General features: G+C 38.6%; 20 protein-coding genes and 1 other annotated feature. Of the genes, 1 reads left to right on the forward strand and 19 read right to left on the reverse strand.

All coding sequences use genetic code 11. The features are described 5' to 3' along the window. Positions 1–18 precede the first annotated feature (18 nt). The 7 genes from AC3B5D_RS06860 to AC3B5D_RS06890 all read right to left on the reverse strand — a co-directional run bounded on the left by AC3B5D_RS06860 (position 19) and on the right by AC3B5D_RS06890 (position 6,407). Positions 19–1,941 (reverse strand): DNA/RNA helicase domain-containing protein, encoded by a 1,923-nt coding sequence (locus tag AC3B5D_RS06860; protein ID WP_489840765.1) that lies wholly within the window; start codon positions 1,939–1,941, stop codon positions 19–21. A gap of 201 nt (positions 1,942–2,142) precedes the next feature. After that, on the reverse strand, positions 2,143–2,535 hold the full coding sequence (gene rpsI, locus AC3B5D_RS06865; RefSeq protein WP_002827907.1) for a 30S ribosomal protein S9: 393 nt from the start codon (positions 2,533–2,535) through the stop codon (positions 2,143–2,145). Positions 2,536–2,561: 26 nt separating this feature from the next. Continuing rightward, positions 2,562–3,005 (reverse strand): 50S ribosomal protein L13, encoded by a 444-nt coding sequence (gene rplM / locus AC3B5D_RS06870; RefSeq protein ID WP_002827909.1) that lies wholly within the window; start codon positions 3,003–3,005, stop codon positions 2,562–2,564. A gap of 157 nt (positions 3,006–3,162) precedes the next feature. Then, positions 3,163–3,912 carry a tRNA pseudouridine(38-40) synthase TruA gene (truA, locus tag AC3B5D_RS06875; protein ID WP_489840764.1) on the reverse strand — a complete coding sequence of 250 codons (750 nt, stop codon included), beginning with the start codon at positions 3,910–3,912 and terminating at the stop codon, positions 3,163–3,165. A gap of 14 nt (positions 3,913–3,926) precedes the next feature. Beyond that, positions 3,927–4,730 (reverse strand): energy-coupling factor transporter transmembrane component T family protein, encoded by an 804-nt coding sequence (locus AC3B5D_RS06880; RefSeq protein ID WP_489840763.1) that lies wholly within the window; start codon positions 4,728–4,730, stop codon positions 3,927–3,929. Next, positions 4,720–5,589: an energy-coupling factor transporter ATPase gene (locus AC3B5D_RS06885; protein ID WP_489840762.1), complete on the reverse strand. Its 870-nt coding sequence runs from the start codon at positions 5,587–5,589 to the stop codon at positions 4,720–4,722. Before AC3B5D_RS06885 ends, AC3B5D_RS06880 begins: the two co-directional genes overlap by 11 nt. Continuing rightward, positions 5,565–6,407, reverse strand: a complete 843-nt coding sequence (locus tag AC3B5D_RS06890) for an energy-coupling factor ABC transporter ATP-binding protein (RefSeq protein ID WP_489840761.1) — start codon at positions 6,405–6,407, stop codon at positions 5,565–5,567. Before AC3B5D_RS06890 ends, AC3B5D_RS06885 begins: the two co-directional genes overlap by 25 nt. 194 nt (positions 6,408–6,601) lie before the next feature. Here AC3B5D_RS06890 and AC3B5D_RS06895 point away from each other — a divergent pair, with 194 nt between their 5' ends. Next, a complete protein-coding gene (locus AC3B5D_RS06895) occupies positions 6,602–7,201 on the forward strand; it encodes a TrmH family RNA methyltransferase (RefSeq protein WP_489840760.1) in 600 nt (199 codons plus the stop codon). A gap of 64 nt (positions 7,202–7,265) precedes the next feature. On the opposite strand, the gene AC3B5D_RS06900 is transcribed toward AC3B5D_RS06895, so the two are convergent. From AC3B5D_RS06900 to rpmG, 12 genes are all read right to left on the reverse strand, one after another. Continuing rightward, a complete protein-coding gene (locus tag AC3B5D_RS06900) occupies positions 7,266–8,945 on the reverse strand; it encodes an NAD(P)/FAD-dependent oxidoreductase (RefSeq protein WP_489840759.1) in 1,680 nt (559 codons plus the stop codon). Between the two features lie 257 nt (positions 8,946–9,202). After that, entirely contained in the window at positions 9,203–10,147 is a 945-nt protein-coding gene (locus AC3B5D_RS06905) for a metal ABC transporter solute-binding protein, Zn/Mn family (protein WP_489840758.1), read from the reverse strand. Continuing rightward, positions 10,131–10,991: a metal ABC transporter permease gene (locus tag AC3B5D_RS06910; protein ID WP_489840757.1), complete on the reverse strand. Its 861-nt coding sequence runs from the start codon at positions 10,989–10,991 to the stop codon at positions 10,131–10,133. The genes AC3B5D_RS06905 and AC3B5D_RS06910 overlap by 17 nt, the downstream gene beginning before the upstream one ends. Position 10,992: 1 nt before the next feature. Further along, positions 10,993–11,727 carry a metal ABC transporter ATP-binding protein gene (locus tag AC3B5D_RS06915; protein WP_489840756.1) on the reverse strand — a complete coding sequence of 245 codons (735 nt, stop codon included), beginning with the start codon at positions 11,725–11,727 and terminating at the stop codon, positions 10,993–10,995. A 246-nt stretch (positions 11,728–11,973) separates the two neighbouring features. After that, positions 11,974–12,867, reverse strand: coding sequence for a serine hydrolase (locus AC3B5D_RS06920; protein ID WP_489840755.1), 894 nt, complete (start codon positions 12,865–12,867; stop codon positions 11,974–11,976). A gap of 313 nt (positions 12,868–13,180) precedes the next feature. After that, positions 13,181–13,546, reverse strand: a complete 366-nt coding sequence (rplL, locus tag AC3B5D_RS06925; protein ID WP_489840754.1) for a 50S ribosomal protein L7/L12 — start codon at positions 13,544–13,546, stop codon at positions 13,181–13,183. A gap of 89 nt (positions 13,547–13,635) precedes the next feature. After that, complete coding sequence (gene rplJ, locus AC3B5D_RS06930; protein WP_489840753.1) at positions 13,636–14,139, reverse strand: 50S ribosomal protein L10; 504 nt, start codon at positions 14,137–14,139, stop codon at positions 13,636–13,638. A 29-nt stretch (positions 14,140–14,168) separates the two neighbouring features. Next, positions 14,169–14,295 (reverse strand) — a sequence feature (ribosomal protein L10 leader region). A gap of 66 nt (positions 14,296–14,361) precedes the next feature. Then, the gene (rplA, locus tag AC3B5D_RS06935; protein WP_489840752.1) at positions 14,362–15,051 is read right to left on the reverse strand and encodes a 50S ribosomal protein L1; all 690 of its coding nucleotides are present in this window, start codon (positions 15,049–15,051) and stop codon (positions 14,362–14,364) included. Between the two features lie 96 nt (positions 15,052–15,147). Then, positions 15,148–15,573 (reverse strand): 50S ribosomal protein L11, encoded by a 426-nt coding sequence (gene rplK / locus AC3B5D_RS06940; RefSeq protein ID WP_002827926.1) that lies wholly within the window; start codon positions 15,571–15,573, stop codon positions 15,148–15,150. Positions 15,574–15,721: 148 nt separating this feature from the next. Then, positions 15,722–16,276, reverse strand: coding sequence for a transcription termination/antitermination protein NusG (gene nusG, locus AC3B5D_RS06945; RefSeq protein ID WP_489840751.1), 555 nt, complete (start codon positions 16,274–16,276; stop codon positions 15,722–15,724). 103 nt (positions 16,277–16,379) lie between these two features. Beyond that, entirely contained in the window at positions 16,380–16,550 is a 171-nt protein-coding gene (secE, locus tag AC3B5D_RS06950; RefSeq protein WP_489840750.1) for a preprotein translocase subunit SecE, read from the reverse strand. A 22-nt stretch (positions 16,551–16,572) separates the two neighbouring features. Next, entirely contained in the window at positions 16,573–16,722 is a 150-nt protein-coding gene (gene rpmG, locus AC3B5D_RS06955; protein ID WP_489840749.1) for a 50S ribosomal protein L33, read from the reverse strand. Positions 16,723–16,733: the final 11 nt, after the last annotated feature.

Here is a 16,733-nt window from a genome sequence, read left to right on the forward strand (position 1 = left end):
GTATTTATATTGTATACCTTATTTTGTTAACGATATTAACTTTTCTCTCAACTCATCATTAACCGCATAAACATATAAACCATGTACCCCACGAGTTAATAACACATTAACAACATTTTTCAAATATTTTTTATTCTCTTTAGTATTATATGTGCCATCGATTTTACGCATTTTTTGTTTATCTTTTGATTTATTAGCATCAATATCTAATGAATTTGTTGTTTTATTCCATACAACAGATGGCCCTAAGACTACACCTACGTAATTCAAATCTATTCCTTGAACCGTAAAATCACTACCAACTTCACCAATACTATCTGATATTTCTTGCCAAGGTATACCTTCTTGTTGATTCTTTTGAACCTCTGGTAGTTCTAAGTTCCAAGGCATAACAACATTTCCAAAAGTTACATTAAAATATCTTTCACCATTATTTGGTTTACCTTTTTGAGCATATTTCCAATCATAAGTTGCAACAATTCGACTTAACCCATATTTTAAGTTTTTAATTTCAATAGCTTGTTTAAAATTCGCTGCATTATCAAAAAATTGAATATCATACTTATCATCTTCTGGTAAATTTACTAATGAATTAGCATTCCCATGTGCAAAGTCTTCAATCCAAGCAACTGTTTGTTCACTGGCATTAATTCGCCATTGTTCATCCAAACTAACAGTAATTGTATCTTTTCCATTAATGATATTTTCCAATTGGGGATTGTCAAAAATTTTAGATCTTGCAGAAGTTAATTGATTTGGATCATATATTAGAACCAAAACCTTAGCTAATTTATGCAAGGCTTGCAATTCAGGTTCCCATTTCTTCTTATTAACTCGACTATAATTTCCACTCCATAATAAATGAGCTTCATCAACTAATAAAACATCTACCTTTTGACCTTTATTTATGAAAGTTGGCACAGCCATAACAGTATCTTTATCCATATTCAACTTTTTAGCAATTTGTTTATACACACGAAGCTGCTGCTCATGACGTACTAACAAACTCACAGATTTATGATTGGCTACATCTTCGGTCGACTTTTTCCAAAGATCATAAAACAGCTTTGACATTAAAACTGTTTTACCAGACCCTGCTAGTCCCTCTATCTTTATAACCGCATTTTCTTGCGTATTTGCTAAAGTTGTTTCTATTTTTTCATCAATGATTTCTTTAGCTTTTAGTTGCTTATTACTCAATGACTTAAACGGACTATTAGCAAATAAAGCAGAATTATGAACTTCCTCCAAACTTGAAACAACATCCTTTTTGTATAGTCGTTTCCAAATTTCAGGAAATACGCCCTGACGATACGCATTTCGTTCATAAAAATCTGCGGATAACCCATTATTACGGCCATTGTAAATTTTAGAAAATTTTTCATCCCCTAATAATGAATCCATAAACATTTGTTCTAATTCTAAAGTAGCCGATTTATTAAATTTTGAATGACCAATAATATATAGTGTTTCTTTTTGATTGTCTGAATCAATTTTAATAGCGTTCAATTTATCATTTGGTGCGTTTAAATGCTCATTTGTCCTTCTGACAATTGAGTTAGCTTCACCAACATATGCCAATTGTTTCGTTTTATTGTTATGTTCATTTTTCTTTTTTCCAACCCCTAAATACAATGTTGGAAATTTAGTTAGCATTGAATTGGATGCTTGACTTTGGAAATCTTTTATCCCTTCTGTAGAATAATCAATTGCTTGTATTTCTAAATTATCATCAGTTAAAAAACCAAATATTGTTAATATTTCTTCAGCATTGAAGTCTAATATTTCAAAATATTTTGCTAATAAATCATTAGAAATCGCTCTTTTACCGTTTTCCCAATTTTGTACTGCCTGTCTTGTGACGTTTAATTTAGATGCAATATCATCTTGAGTTAATCCCAATTTTTCTCTTTTTATTTTTATTAAATTATGTAGTTCCATAATTTAATTATCGCAAAACAAAAAAATATACAAAGCAACAATATGTTGCTTTGGGAGTATCTTAAATTATCAACATGATTTCACACATGATGAAGCATTAATTATTTTCAATACAAAAAACTCCCAAGCTGGATAAAACCAACTTGGGAGTCATTTTTGTATTTGGATCTTTAACAACCCAGCAAAGTGTAATAGTAAATATTAACGCTTTGAGAATTGTGAAGCCTTACGAGCTTTCTTAAGACCTGGCTTCTTACGTTCCTTCTTACGAGGGTCACGAGTAAGTAGACCAGCCTTCTTTAATGAAGCGCGGAAGTCAGGATCAACAGTCAATAGGGCACGGGCGATACCGTGACGGATTGCACCAGCTTGACCTGAGAAACCACCACCATCAACATTAACCAAAACATCATAGTTTCCTAGAGTTTCAGTGACGTTAAATGGTTGCACCATAACCTCACGCAAGTTAGCGAAAGGAATGTATTGTTCTGCTGAACGACCATTGATCGTGATTGCACCATTACCAGGTACTAAACGTACACGGGCAACAGAGTTCTTACGACGGCCAGTTCCAGAGTATTGTACTTGAGCCATGATTAAACTATTCTCCTTTCGTTAAATTAAATAAGGTTGGTGATATCCAACACTTCAGGGTTTTGAGCTGCGTGTGTGTGCTCTGAACCAGCAAACACATGTAGCTTCAAAGCTTGTTGGTGACCAAGAGTACCCTTTGGCAACATACCTTGAACTGAAAGTTCGATCAAACGTTGTGGGTTCTTCTCGCGCAAGTCACCTGCTTGACGCATCTTCAAACCACCTGGGTGATTTGAGTGGTGGTAATAAATCTTATCAGTGGCCTTCTTACCAGTTAAAGCGACTTTACCAGCATTGATAACGATAACGTTATCACCAGTATCGATGTTTGGTGTGTAAGTTGGCTTGTTCTTACCACGCAAGATTGATGCTACGACAGTTGACAAACGTCCCAATGCAATATCAGTTGCATCAACGACGTACCACTTGCGATCGATCTCACCTGGCTTTGCCATATAAGTTGTACGCATGGAAAATTTCCTCCAGTTTTCTGTTTGTTTACTTTACCAATAATTAAAAAGTCGTACCAGGACATTCCCATTTGTGGTTGGTAAACAATACCGAGTTCTATCTTATCTTGTTTTTTGAGAATAGTCAATGAAATGTCCTTGACATCTTTCATCTTTTTTAATATTTAACATCCATTAAATATAAGCCTTGGGCAGGTGCTGTGAATTGGGCCTGTTGCCGATCTTTAACCGCAAATAACCGTTGAATGTCATTTACTGGTCGCACACCATTACCAATCTCTAATAAAACACCAACCATGATACGAATTTGATTATACAAAAAGCCATTACCTGAAAATTCAAACCAAATTTCTTCAATCTCTGGTTTGACCCACATTTTTGCTGAATAAACTGTGCGAACGGTCGTTTTTTGTTGATAACCTGAAGCGACAAAACTCAACCAGTCGTGTTCACCAACATAGTCACCAATCGCTTGTTGCATGAGTTCCGGCTTTAAACGCCGATGCCAATGACCTGTGTAGTTACGTTTAAATGGGTCAATATATTCACTCGTTGAAAAACGATAAAAGTATGTTTTATCATGCGCATTGAATTGTGCATGAAAATCATCACTAACCTTTTCAACTTTTTTAATGCCAATATCATAGGGCAACATCGTTGACAAACCCTTACGTACAGCATCAGCTGGAATATCAAATGGTAAATCAAAATGAGCGACTTGACCTTTTGCATGCACACGGGCATCAGTTCTGCCAGAACCTTGTACTCGAATATGTTCAGCAGGATGTTTTGCCATTTTATTAACGACTAATTCCATTTCAGCCTGTACTGTCCTTTTATTTGGTTGGACCTGCCAGCCAAAGAAGTCCGTCCCATCATAAGCAATGGTTGCTTTATAACGTGGCATGTTTAAAATCCTTTCTACATCATCCAACGTGTTGCAATCAAAGCAACAGTAAAGATGATAAATCCAATAATAGCAATCGTATCTTGCGTATGCCATGTTAACACGCGATATTTTGTTCGTTGGTCACCACCACGATAACCACGCGCTTCCATTGCATCTCCCAGCTCAATTGCCCGTTTAATCGCATTCACAAATAATGGAATCAATAATGGCACAAATGACTTTATACGTGCCATCAGACCGCCTTCATTAAATCGCACACCACGTGCACGTTGCGCATTCATAATACTTTGTGCTTCGTCCATCAATGTTGGCACAAATCGTAAAGCAATTGATAGCATTAGCGCCAATTCAGAAACTGGTAACCCAATTTTTTTAAAGGGTTTTAACAAACTTTCCATCCCATCAGCTACTGCCAAAGGTTGCGTGGTCAAGGTCAAGATCGTTGAAAACATAATAATCAACATAAAACGGACAAATACCACAATACTGTTGATAACACCGTCTGTTGTGATCGTTATAAACGCCCAATGAACCAACACATCCCCAGTTTGCACGAAGAATAGTTGCAATAACGTAGTAATCAGCATCAATAAAATCAATGGACGTACTCCTCGTAGAAACACCCCTACGCCGAGTCCTGTTAGCATAATAGCCAATAAGGTAAATATTGCGGCTAAAAGATAGCCAATGACATTATTTGCAAAGAAGACCACAAAGATAAAAGCAATGCTCAACACCAATTTTGTACGGGCATCAAGCCGATGAATCCACGAATGTCCAGGCATATAACGCCCAATAATCATATTACTGAACATTATCCACCTCCTTGCTTAATTGTACCGCTAACTGATCTGCTAATTGATTAATATCTAAGACATCATGTAATACAATACCCTTTGTCGCTAATGCATCTGCAAATTGCTTTGCTGCAGGTACATCTAATTGTTTCTCGTGTAACCACTGTTCATCAGCAAAGATTTCTGTCGGTGTCCCTGATTTGACCACTGTGCCGTGTTCAAAAACCACAACATGGTCAGCATACTGTGCCACATATTCCATTTGATGAGTAATCAAAACAACTGTGATTTGTCGTTCATGCTGTAAATCTGTGAACAAGGTCATTAATTCTCGTTGTCCTTGTGGATCTAAGCCAGCAGTCGGTTCGTCCAAAATCAATAAATCTGGCTCCATAGCAAGAACGCCAGCGATAGCAACCCGCCGCATCTGACCACCTGATAATTCAAACGGTGAACGTTCATATAGTTCAGAAGCAATACCAACTTTTTCCAAAGCCACTTCAGCAGCAGCACGAGCAACTTCTTCAGATGCACCAAAATTTTTAGGACCAAACATAACGTCTTTTATAACAGTTTGTTCAAATAATTGGGCTTCTGGAAATTGAAACACTAACCCAATATGTGCTCGCATATTATTTAGTTCTTTCAATTTTGTATCAGCTGTCACAACTTGCTTACCAACCGTTACCTGACCTGTCGTTGGTAACACCAAGCCATCTAAATGTTGTACCATTGTTGATTTACCAGAACCAGTGTGCCCAATCACTGCCGTAAATTTACCCTCAGGCATTTCAAACGAGACATCATGCAAGCCAGGGGTCGCAAATGGTGTATTAGGCTGATATGTAAATCCTACTTGGTCGAAATTGATTGCCATAACCATGTCACCAACCCTTCTGTTGTCAAATACTCATTTGGCACGGTAATACCACGTTCACGTAATTGTTCTTTTAATTGTTCAGCAAACGGCACCGCCAAGCCAAAGCGACGTAATTGTGCAGCATTTGCAAAAATTTCCGCTGGTAACCCTGTTTCAACGAGCTCGCCATCATTAATAACGATGACCCGATCGGCACTCGCTGCCTCATCAATATCATGTGTAATCGAAATAACTGTTAAATCATCACCCATACGCTCTTTCAACTCACGTACTAAAGCTAACATCTCACGACGCCCATTTGGATCAAGCATTGCTGTTGCTTCATCTAAAATTAAAATTTTAGGTTGTAGCGCCAATACGGAAGCAATCGCGACACGTTGCTTTTGTCCACCAGAGAGACGCGCTGGTTCACGATCAGCAAATGGCTTCATCTGAACTTCTGCCAGCGCTGCATCCACTCGTTTTATCATTTCATCACGTGGCACCCCACGATTTTCCATCCCAAATGCGACATCATCCGCAACAGTTGCCCCAACAAATTGATTATCCGGATTTTGAAAAACCATGCCAACCATGTCACGAATCGTCCACATGTTTTCTTCATTAGCAATCACATCATTAATTTTAATTTCACCAGCTGTTGGTGCTAATAAGTAGTTTAATAATTTTGCAAATGTTGATTTACCAGAACCATTGTGTCCGATAATCGCCACCCACTCACCTTGATTGATTGTCAATGACAAATCACGTAAGGCAGGTACATCACTATTTGGATATGCGTAAGTCACATGCGACAACGAAATAATTGGCGTCATGTCTGCGCCCCCTTTGTATTTTCTCATAACTATAATCATAACAAATTAATGGTCAATATGCTGTGAAATGTTCAATTCATCTTATTTTATCAGTGTTTACCCCGTTTGACACGTTGTATTCCCCCAGCTAGAATAAAAACATACTATATTCGCTTTTTGCTAGTCATTCACTAGTTGATCAATAAGGAGTTTTTATGTCAGATATTGATTTAACACGTTCCGCAGATTACCGTAACGTGACTGATTTTTATAAAGGAAAAACTGATGATGAAATTCGGACTGCATTAGATATGCACCGTGGTGATATGATTTCCATTATGCAAAATTTAAGTCATGACTTTAACAAAGCATCTGCCGTTCGTAACAGCAATGCATTTGGCATGCGTAAATTGATTTTCTTAAATCCTGAAAACCCAGCTATTCCTGATGCCAAAGAAGGCATTAAAAAATGGGATCGCCGTGGTTCCTTAGGTACACAGAATTATGAACATATTGAACATCATCGCATCACCGATTATCCAGCAATCTTTGCACAACTACATAAACAAGGTTATACCATTTATGCCGTTGATAACACGCCAGGATACGAACCACAATCACTATATGAGATGCATTTCCCAGCAAAATCAGCCTTTTTATTTGGTGAGGAAAAGCTAGGCTTAGCAGATGAGCTAATTGCTGCGGCCGATGCCATGGTTTACATTCCGCAATATGGTAGTGTGCGTTCAATCAATGTTGGTGTTGCTCACGGTGTGATTGCGGCATTTTATGCATCCCAACATCAACCAAAATAATCGTAAAAAAATTACTGGTGACTTTTTAGCAAAGTCATCAGTAATTTTTTATTTCTTTAATATATTATTTGTGCATGTCGTTATAATGTGAACGTGCCTTACCGTACCATGACTTACCAAGTGTACGCTCTAGAAGTGGTGTTACCCAGTAATCCAAACCAATTGTGCGACCAGCGCCGTTCATCAAAGCTAGTGAAGCAAATGGTAGTAACAATGCGGCAACACTGACACCAGTACCAGCAAAGACCATGACCAAACCAAAAATGAATCCAACAAAGGCTGCCCATGATGTCAACAAACCAAAGACTAGTAACCAACCAATGATAGCGGCTAACATACCAGCACCACCACCGATGGTTGCTCCCACTGAAATCCACGTCATGCCCATGACAATACGCAAAGGTACTGACCACAAAACGTTACCAACACGTGATGTCCAACCAAAGAATGGGTTACGATCATTTGGTGTCCGGAAGAATTCATCCAATGTATATTGGAACATGTGGTAACCACTTGTAATTTGCATAAAGAAGTAGAAATTGATAATGTGCTTGAACATATTACCAATGAAACCAGTAACTGGTAGACCTTCTTTACCAATCTTCATATTACCAATTTGTTGTACCACACCAACTGTGTAGTGTGAACCAATTGAAACGGCATAACCTTGGTAGTGACCCTTAAATTCATGACGATCACCAGTTTGACCGGTTACATCATAGACCACGTTAGGAACAACAGTATTAGCAGCTGATTCACCACCTTCAACTGTTTGTGGGGTCCAACCGGCACGTGGGTTATCAGGGTCTGCTAAGGCAGGCTCTTGATAAGCGGCCACATCACCAGCCACATAAATATCTGTCTCGCCTAGGGCACGTGAATACTCATCAGCTAAGAAACGACCACCAGGGCCTTGTTGCAAGCCCCACTTTGCACCTTGTGGCTTAGCCTTAACACCAGCAGTCCATACCAAAGTCTCAGTTGGCACCTCAGTACCGTCCTTCAAGACAGCAGCATGTTCTTTAACTTCAACGACTCCTGCTGACTTACGCAAGTTAATACCATGATTGATCATGTATTGCTCACCCTTATCAGCTAACTTACGGTCTGATAACATGTTCAAAATAGTTGGCGCTGCTTCGATAACTTCCAATTTAATTTCTGATTCGTCCAAGTTGTTGGCGCGTGCCAATTCACGACGTTGATCAATCAATTCACCAGCTAACTCAACACCCGTAAATCCTGATCCAACAATTGCAATCGTTAGCTTTGCTGCACGCAAAGCTGGATCTGACTCCATCGCACCTTCACGAATTGTTTCTTCAATGTGTGCACGTAACTTAACGGCTTCTTCGAATGACCACAAGGTGTACCCATATTCTTCAACACCAGGTGTACCAAATGTGTTTGTGGTACCACCAGTTGCGATAACTAACTTCTCATACGTAAATTCACCTTCGGAAGTCTTAATTACCTTGGCCGTCTTATCAATATCTTCAACATTTGCAGTGACAATTTTTACATTTGATTGGTGCTTAAACAAAGTTCCCAAATCAAATTGGACGTGCTTTGGCTCAACACGCTTCGTTGCAACTTCATGCAACTCCGTCATATAAGTCATAAATGAATGACGATCAATCAAGACGATTTGATAATCGGTGTTCTTTAATTTCTTAGCTAATTTACGCGCAGTAAATACACCAGAAAATCCCGCTCCTACGACAATGATATTTTTACTAGACATACCAAGTTCTCCTCAATAAAATTCCTACAAAACAAATAAAATTTATAATTCCAATGATATATTGTATCGTTGAATTTCTTCTTTGTAAACATAGTTACCCAAAACGTTAAATGAAAGCGTTTTAATAAGAATGTTTCGCCACTTCCATTATAGCAATTTTTTAGGAAAATAATCATCAAAATATCATAAATATCGGATAAATATACAGTAAAAAGCGTATTTACTAAGATCAATCTTGTAAATACGCTTTCAATAAATTATTTTGCTAACATGCCATCGTGAATTTTATCAATATTCCACTTCACCATGCTGTAGTATGTGTCTCCTTGCGTCCCTTTCTTGGCCAAAGAATCTGTATAAATTTTTGAATAAATTGGTAAGCCTGTTTCCTTTGAAACTTGCTTCATCGACTTTGGTGATACCGAACTTTCAACAAACAATGATTTAACATCTGATTGCGCAATTTTTGCCAGTACTTGTTTCATTTGTTCAGGTGTTCCTTGAGCTTCTGTATTGATTTCCCAAATAAATGCTGGGGTAATACCGTATGCCTTCGAAAAGTACTTAAAGGCTCCTTCTGATGTCACAAGCAAGCGTTGCTTTGCCGGAATATCAGCGAACTTATTTTGTGCTTCCTGGTGCAATGTTCGTAGTTTCTTCACATAAGCATTTGTTCGTTTTTGATAAGTTTTAGCATGTTTTGGATCCTTTTCCTGTAGCACATGACTAATCATTTGGACATATTTCACACCATTACTTAAGTCTAACCAAGCGTGTGGATCAGTTTCCTTTTCTTTACCAGCTGCCGTTAAATACATTGGTTTCACGTGCTTTGATGCAGCAAAAACTTCCTTATCATCACGTTTATTTGCTGTTTTTGTCAGCTTATTAAACCAACCACTACCACCAGTTTCTAAGTTCAATCCGTTATGGAACAATACATCTGCTTCTGTTGCAGCTGCAATATCGTTAGTCGTTGGATCATATTCATGAGGATCCGTACCACGTTTTACAATACTATAAACTTTCACATCCTTACCACCTACTTGCTCAACCATATCTTCTAAGATTGAATTAGTTGTAACGATACGTAGTTGCTGACCCTTTATCGTTGATTGCTCACCGCGACTCTTAACAAACCAAATCACACTACCACCGATCAAAATAAGGGCAGCTAAGGTAATACTAATCTTCTTTAACATATTTAACTCCTAATTTGGCAATAAACCCTTGCTTTGGGGCAACAACGAATGAAATCAAGAAAATAATTGCAGCCACGAGTACGATTGCTGGACCAGATGCCCAATTCATCGTGTATGACAAATACAAACCAACGATTGATGCCACTGCGCCAATGGTAGAAGACAAAAACAACATATACACCAAACGATTTGTCCACAAGAAAGCTGTGGCTGCCGGCGTAATCAACATCGCCACAATTAAAATAATCCCCACGGTTTGCAAGGCTGATACAGTTACTAATGTCAAAATAATCATTAAACCATAATGAATAACGCTCGTATTCAAACCATATGACTTCGCAAAAACTTCATCAAATGATGTGATTTGTAATTCTTTGAATAACGCAACAACGAAGAGCACAACAATCGTTAAGACAATGACTGTTGAAATCAAATCTGAGTCTGATACAGCTAACACATTGCCAAATAAAATATGATGTAAGTTCGTTGATGATTCAGCCATTGAAATCAAGATGAATCCTAGGGCAAAAAATGCTGAAAAGACAATACCAATTGCTGTATCATTTTTTAACTTACTATTTGAAGCCACAAAACCAATTAATAAAGCTGCGATAACACCAAATACTGTTGCCCCGATCAATAAATTGATACCTAACATGTAAGCAACAGCCACCCCAGGCAGAACAGAATGTGAAATAGCATCACCCATTAATGACATCCCGCGTAAAATAATAAAACTACCAATAATACCTGACATGATGCCAACCATAATAGCAGCCATCAAAGCACTTTGTAAGAAATTGTAATGTCCTAAAGCATGTATAAATTCTACGAAACTTGCCATATTAAGCACCTGCCATCTTGTTAAACAGCACGGCACTTAAATCAGCTGAAAATGCTTGTTGCACATTTTCCTGAGTATAAACCGTTGCAACCGGACCGTGAGCAATCATACCATGGTTCATTATGAGTAAATCATCAAAGTAAGCAGCTACTTTATTCAAATCATGATGAACAACAATGATCGTTTTCCCTTCATTTCGCCAACCACGTAAAACATTCATGATTTCCTCTTCAGATTTCATATCAATACCGACAAAAGGTTCATCTAAAATAACCACATCTGCCTGTTGCACAATCGCACGTGCAACGAACACACGTTGTAATTGACCACCCGATAATTCACCAATTTGGCGATTAATGAATTCTGACAAATTCACTTGTGCCAATGCTTCTTTGGCTAACGCTTTTTCCTGATGACCAGGGCTTTTGAATAATCCTAACTTACCGTACGTCCCTGTTAGAACTACCTCAAAAACGCTGATCGGAAAGGTTAAGTCTAAGGCGGCACGTTGTTCAACATAAGCAATCTTCGAACGAACCTGATTAATGGCAACACCATCTAATGTCGCATTTCCCGAACGGCGAACTAATCCTAAAGCACCTTTGATCAGTGTTGACTTTCCGGCACCATTTGGACCAATAATTCCAGTGATTTTACCTGATGAAAAAGCAACAGATAAATCTTTAAAGACAGGCACATTGCTGTAGGCGACTGTCAAGTCGTTGATTTGCAGCATAAATATGTCTCCTATTTCATAAAATATTTTTGTTGATTGAAATATTTTGTTTTCTCAAAACAACTTATTTATCATAATAAATTTCATGAAACTAATCAATATATTTTCTTAAATGAAAAATAACTGTAAACTGATATCAATTATGTAAAGAAAACTTTTACGACTGACTTATTTTATAAAAGCAAAATAAAAAACCACTAGATTTTTTCAACATCTAGTGGCTTTGCATCGTTAAAAATTTAAGCATCATTCTGCTAATTCGTGATATGTCTGCTTTGATAATTTTTCAATCAAATCAATCCCATCATCTTCAGTATCTGACCCATTCGTCAACACTGCAATAACATAATTTGCATGATCATTTTTCACATGACCAATACTATTAACGATCCAATCATCATCGTCATCAGGTAACCAGCCGTTTTTTAAGGCAATTTGAGCATTCTTTGGTACACCTGCTGAAATACCCCATCGTTGGTCCGATTCAACATGGCGCATTAATTTACGGGCATATTTTTGTGAATCTGGCGAAAAGATTTGACTATCATAAAAAATATTCCGTAATAAGGTCACTTGGTCAGTAGCTGTCGTTGTTGAACTACCCCACGCTTCAACATTCATTTTTGAATGGTTCATACCTAATTGATCAAATAACGTATCTGGTGCATCATACCCGCCCATTTGATACAACAAACTTGTAGTGGCATCGTTATCACTTTGTTCAATCATTAGAGATGCTTGATCTTGTTCATCATCTGACAGGGGTGTCCCCTCTGTTTCATGTTGGCTTAATAAATTACCTAATACCGAAACTTTGATAATACTGGCAGTTGGAAAAGTTTTGCGATCACTTTGCCGTGTTGTGATCAATTTTTTATTCTGTTCATCATAAACCGCAATGTCAACATTTGTCCCACTTTCATTGAGTGTTTCTTGCCAAGCTGCCGTTAAATTTTTTTCATGATTCGCTTGGTTGATCGTGGGTGAAATGGTTTTGATAATTTGCTTATGATATGCCCCAATAATGACCATCATACTTATTAGTAAGATAGTAACAATAATTAATAATAATCGTTTTATTTTTTTAGTTTTTGTGTTCTTCTGACGTGAACGTTGCTCGCTTTGTTTTTTATTATTCATAAATAACAGTATACGACAAGTTTTAGTCAATCATGTTAATTAATTATCTAAACTATTTAACAAAAAAACGTTATTTCCTAAATAACTCGTATCGGCATGCTAAACACGACTATCTCTCGTCATACAATAACAATACCTAGCGAAATCGCTCACGATTAACATATGTGACAAAAGTTTTTTTAATGATATTTTGTAATTGACAGCTTTCATTCTTGCTAACTTAATTAATGCAAAATCAAAATGACACAAAAAAGCGACTTGCATACACAAGTCGCTTTTTGTGTCATTTCTGACTATTGTCTAATGAACTGAATTACTTTACAGTTACAACGGCACCAGCTTCTTCAAGCTTTGCCTTCAATTCGTTAGCATCGTCTTCTGAAAGACCTTCCTTGATAACTGAAGGTGCATCGTCAACAAGACCCTTAGCGTCCTTCAAGCCCAAGCCAGTTGCTTCACGAACTGCCTTGATAACCTTAACCTTAGCAGTACCTGCTGAAGTCAACTCAACGTCGAATTCAGTCTTAGCAGCGGCGTCACCACCAGCTGCACCAGCTGCTGCAACAGGAGCAGCGGCTGAAACACCAAACTCTTCTTCAATAGCTGAAACCAAGTCAGCCAAGTCCATGATCGTAGCTTCCTTCAATGAAGCAATGATTGAATCCTTATCAAATGCCATGATAAATAATCTCCTCTTTATATTTGCGTTATTTGCAATTAATTTGTGGGCAAATGCCCGAAGTTAAGATGCGAATCTAAGCAAGACGCTTAGGCTTCAGCTTCTTCCTTTGCATCAGATACAGCCTTAACTGCATAGGCAAAGTTGCGAACAGGTGCTTGCAATGTTGACAACAACATTGATAGCAAACCGTCGCGATCTGGTAATGACGCATATTTATTGATTTCATCAATAGACACGATATTACCATCGATGAATCCACCCTTGATTTCCAAGGCGTCGATATCATCAGCATATTTCTTCAATACGCGTGCAGGTGCGATTGCATCGTCATTTGAAAAGGCGATTGCTGAAGGACCAGCAAATAGGTCGTTCAACTCACTCAAATCAGCAGCTTCAGCAGCGCGAACCAAGACTTTGTTCTTGATAACACGTAGCTCAACACCTTCTCCACGTAATTCAGCACGTAACTTGTTTGATTCCTCAACAGTCAAGCCACGAACGTCAGCAACTAGGGCAGACGTTGCGTTCTTGAACTTGTCAGCAACTTCAGAAACTTGTTGTGCTTTAATAGCAATGGTTGCTTCACTCATGGTGTAATGTTCCTCCTGTTTAGATTTTGATTCTCACCAAAAGACCCCTAGTACATGCGGCACCGGGGGTCAAAAGTCGCTTACGCGTTTTTCACTTCCTCGGCGGGATATTAAGTCTTGCGACACCTGCGTCTTAGGTAGAATCGTTTTATTACTCAAACTACTTTATCAGGTAGTCGAGAAAGTGTCAATATTAACGCACACTATTTTAGAATGAACTAATTATAGTGAGGCAACATCGATGTTCACAGCAGGACCAAATGTTGAAGCAATTGATACGTGTTGTACGTATGTTCCCTTAACAGCGGCTGGACGTGAACGCAAGATAACATTAGACAATGCCTTGATGTTTCCTGCTAACTTGTCAGCATCAAATGATACTTTACCAACTGGGACAGCAACGTTTCCGTCACGGTCAGTACGGTAAGTAACCTTACCTGACTTTGCTTCTGAAACGGCTTTTGCAACGTCAAACGTTACAGTACCCGTCTTAGGGTTAGGCATCAAGCCCTTAGGTCCCAAGACACGTCCAACACGTCCAACTTGTGCCATCATATCTGGTGTTGCAACAGCAACATCAAAGTCTAACCAGCCACCCTGGATACGTTGTACTAAGTCAGCGGCACCAACAACATCAGCACCTGCTTCTTCAGCTTCTTTCGCCTTATCACCTTGTGCAAAGACCACAACAGTTTGGTCCTTACCAGTACCGTTAGGCAAAACAACGGCACCACGTAATTGTTGATCAGCTTGACGCGTATCAACGTTTAGATTAAATGCAATTTCAACAGTTGCATCAAACTTGGCAAAGTCAATTTTCTTCACCAATGCAGCAGCTTCTTCAACAGTGTATAACTTAGCACTGTCAACTTTTTCAGCAGCTGCTAAATAATTCTTACCATACTTAGCCATGGTAGCTATTCCTCCTTGCAAATGCGGTCAAATGGTCACTGACCTCCCGCTTGATCTTGCTTAGTTTCCTATGCGATCCGTACGTTACTTGTTAAATTAGCCTTCAACAGTGAAGCCCATTGAACGAGCAGTACCTTCAATCATGCGAACAGCTGCGTCTACGTCAGCTGCGTTTAGATCTTGCATCTTAGTTTCTGCAATCTCACGTACTTGTGCTGCAGTAACTGTAGCGACCTTCTTCGTGTTAGGCTCACCAGAACCCTTTTCAACACCAGCGGCCTTCTTCAAAAGAACAGCTGCTGGTGGCGTCTTAGTAACGAACTCGAATGAACGATCTTCATACACAGTAATAACTACAGGAATTAGCAAACCACCTTGATCAGCGGTACGAGCATTAAACTCCTTTGCGAATCCCATGATGTTAACACCAGCTTGACCCAAAGCAGGTCCAACTGGAGGTGCAGGTGTTGCCTTACCGGCTGGAATCTGCAACTTAACAATACTTGAAACTTTCTTAGCCACGATTGTTTCCTCCTTCGTGTTTGTGGTGTAAATGGCGCGTTTCGATTTACGCCTCCCACATATGCATCTGATGATGACACATACTGTATTATAATAACAAAACACCTAGCCCTTGGCAAGCTAAGTGTTCAAGTTTCATCATTTATTTTTATTTCACTGGCTTGATATCGTTAAATGAAATCTGGGTTGGTGTATCACGACCAAACATGTTCATTAAGACAGTAACTTCTTGATGTTCATCATCAATCGCTGTGACTTCGCCTTCTTGACCGGCAAAGCTACCTGAAATAACATCAACTGAATCACCAATCGTCACATCCAAATGTTCAACCTTACGTTCAACCAAATTCATACGAGCTAACATATCATCAACTTCTTCTGGCAACAAAGGCACTGGTTTTGAACCACCACCGTGAGATCCCAAAAAGCCAGTCACACCTGGTGTATTACGAACAACATACCAAGCTTCATCGGTCATAATCATTTCAACTAAAGCATAACCCGGAAAATCATTTTCTTTAACGATCTTCGTCTCGCCATCTTTTTCAACTTCGACTTCTTGTTCTGGTACCAAGACACGGAAGATATAATCCGTCATACCCATTGTTTCAATACGTGATTCCAAATTTGATTTCACACGATTCTCGTATCCTGCATATGTGTGCAAAACGTACCATTGCTTATCGAATGACTCAGTTGCCATGATTGCCTCCTCAGACTGTTTGACCTAAATTTTTGTAAATTAAAAACCCTCATCAGTGAGGGCTTTACTTGTCAATTAATAGCTTTAGTATAGCGCATTTTCATTACTTAGACAACCAAGTAATCCCTTGTTCGAATATCCAATCAGCTGCACCAAATATCAAGGCAAAGGCTAGACCGGTAACCACAACAATGGTTGTATTATGAACATTTTCGCGAAATGTTGGCCAAGTAACGGTATGCATTTCTTTAATAACACTTTTTATAAACTTCATCTGTAACCCTCTGTTAGCTATCCTACATTGTTTCACGATGTAACGTGTGATTACCGCAATACTTACAAAACTTTTTTACCTGTAGTCGTTCAACGCGCGTTGGCTTTTTAACGACCATATAATTTCGTGAACCACAAACACTACATGCTAAAGCGACTTTCTTTACTGCCATCTGGCGCCACC

The sequence above is a fragment of the Weissella sp. ESL1177 genome (assembly GCF_058107185.1).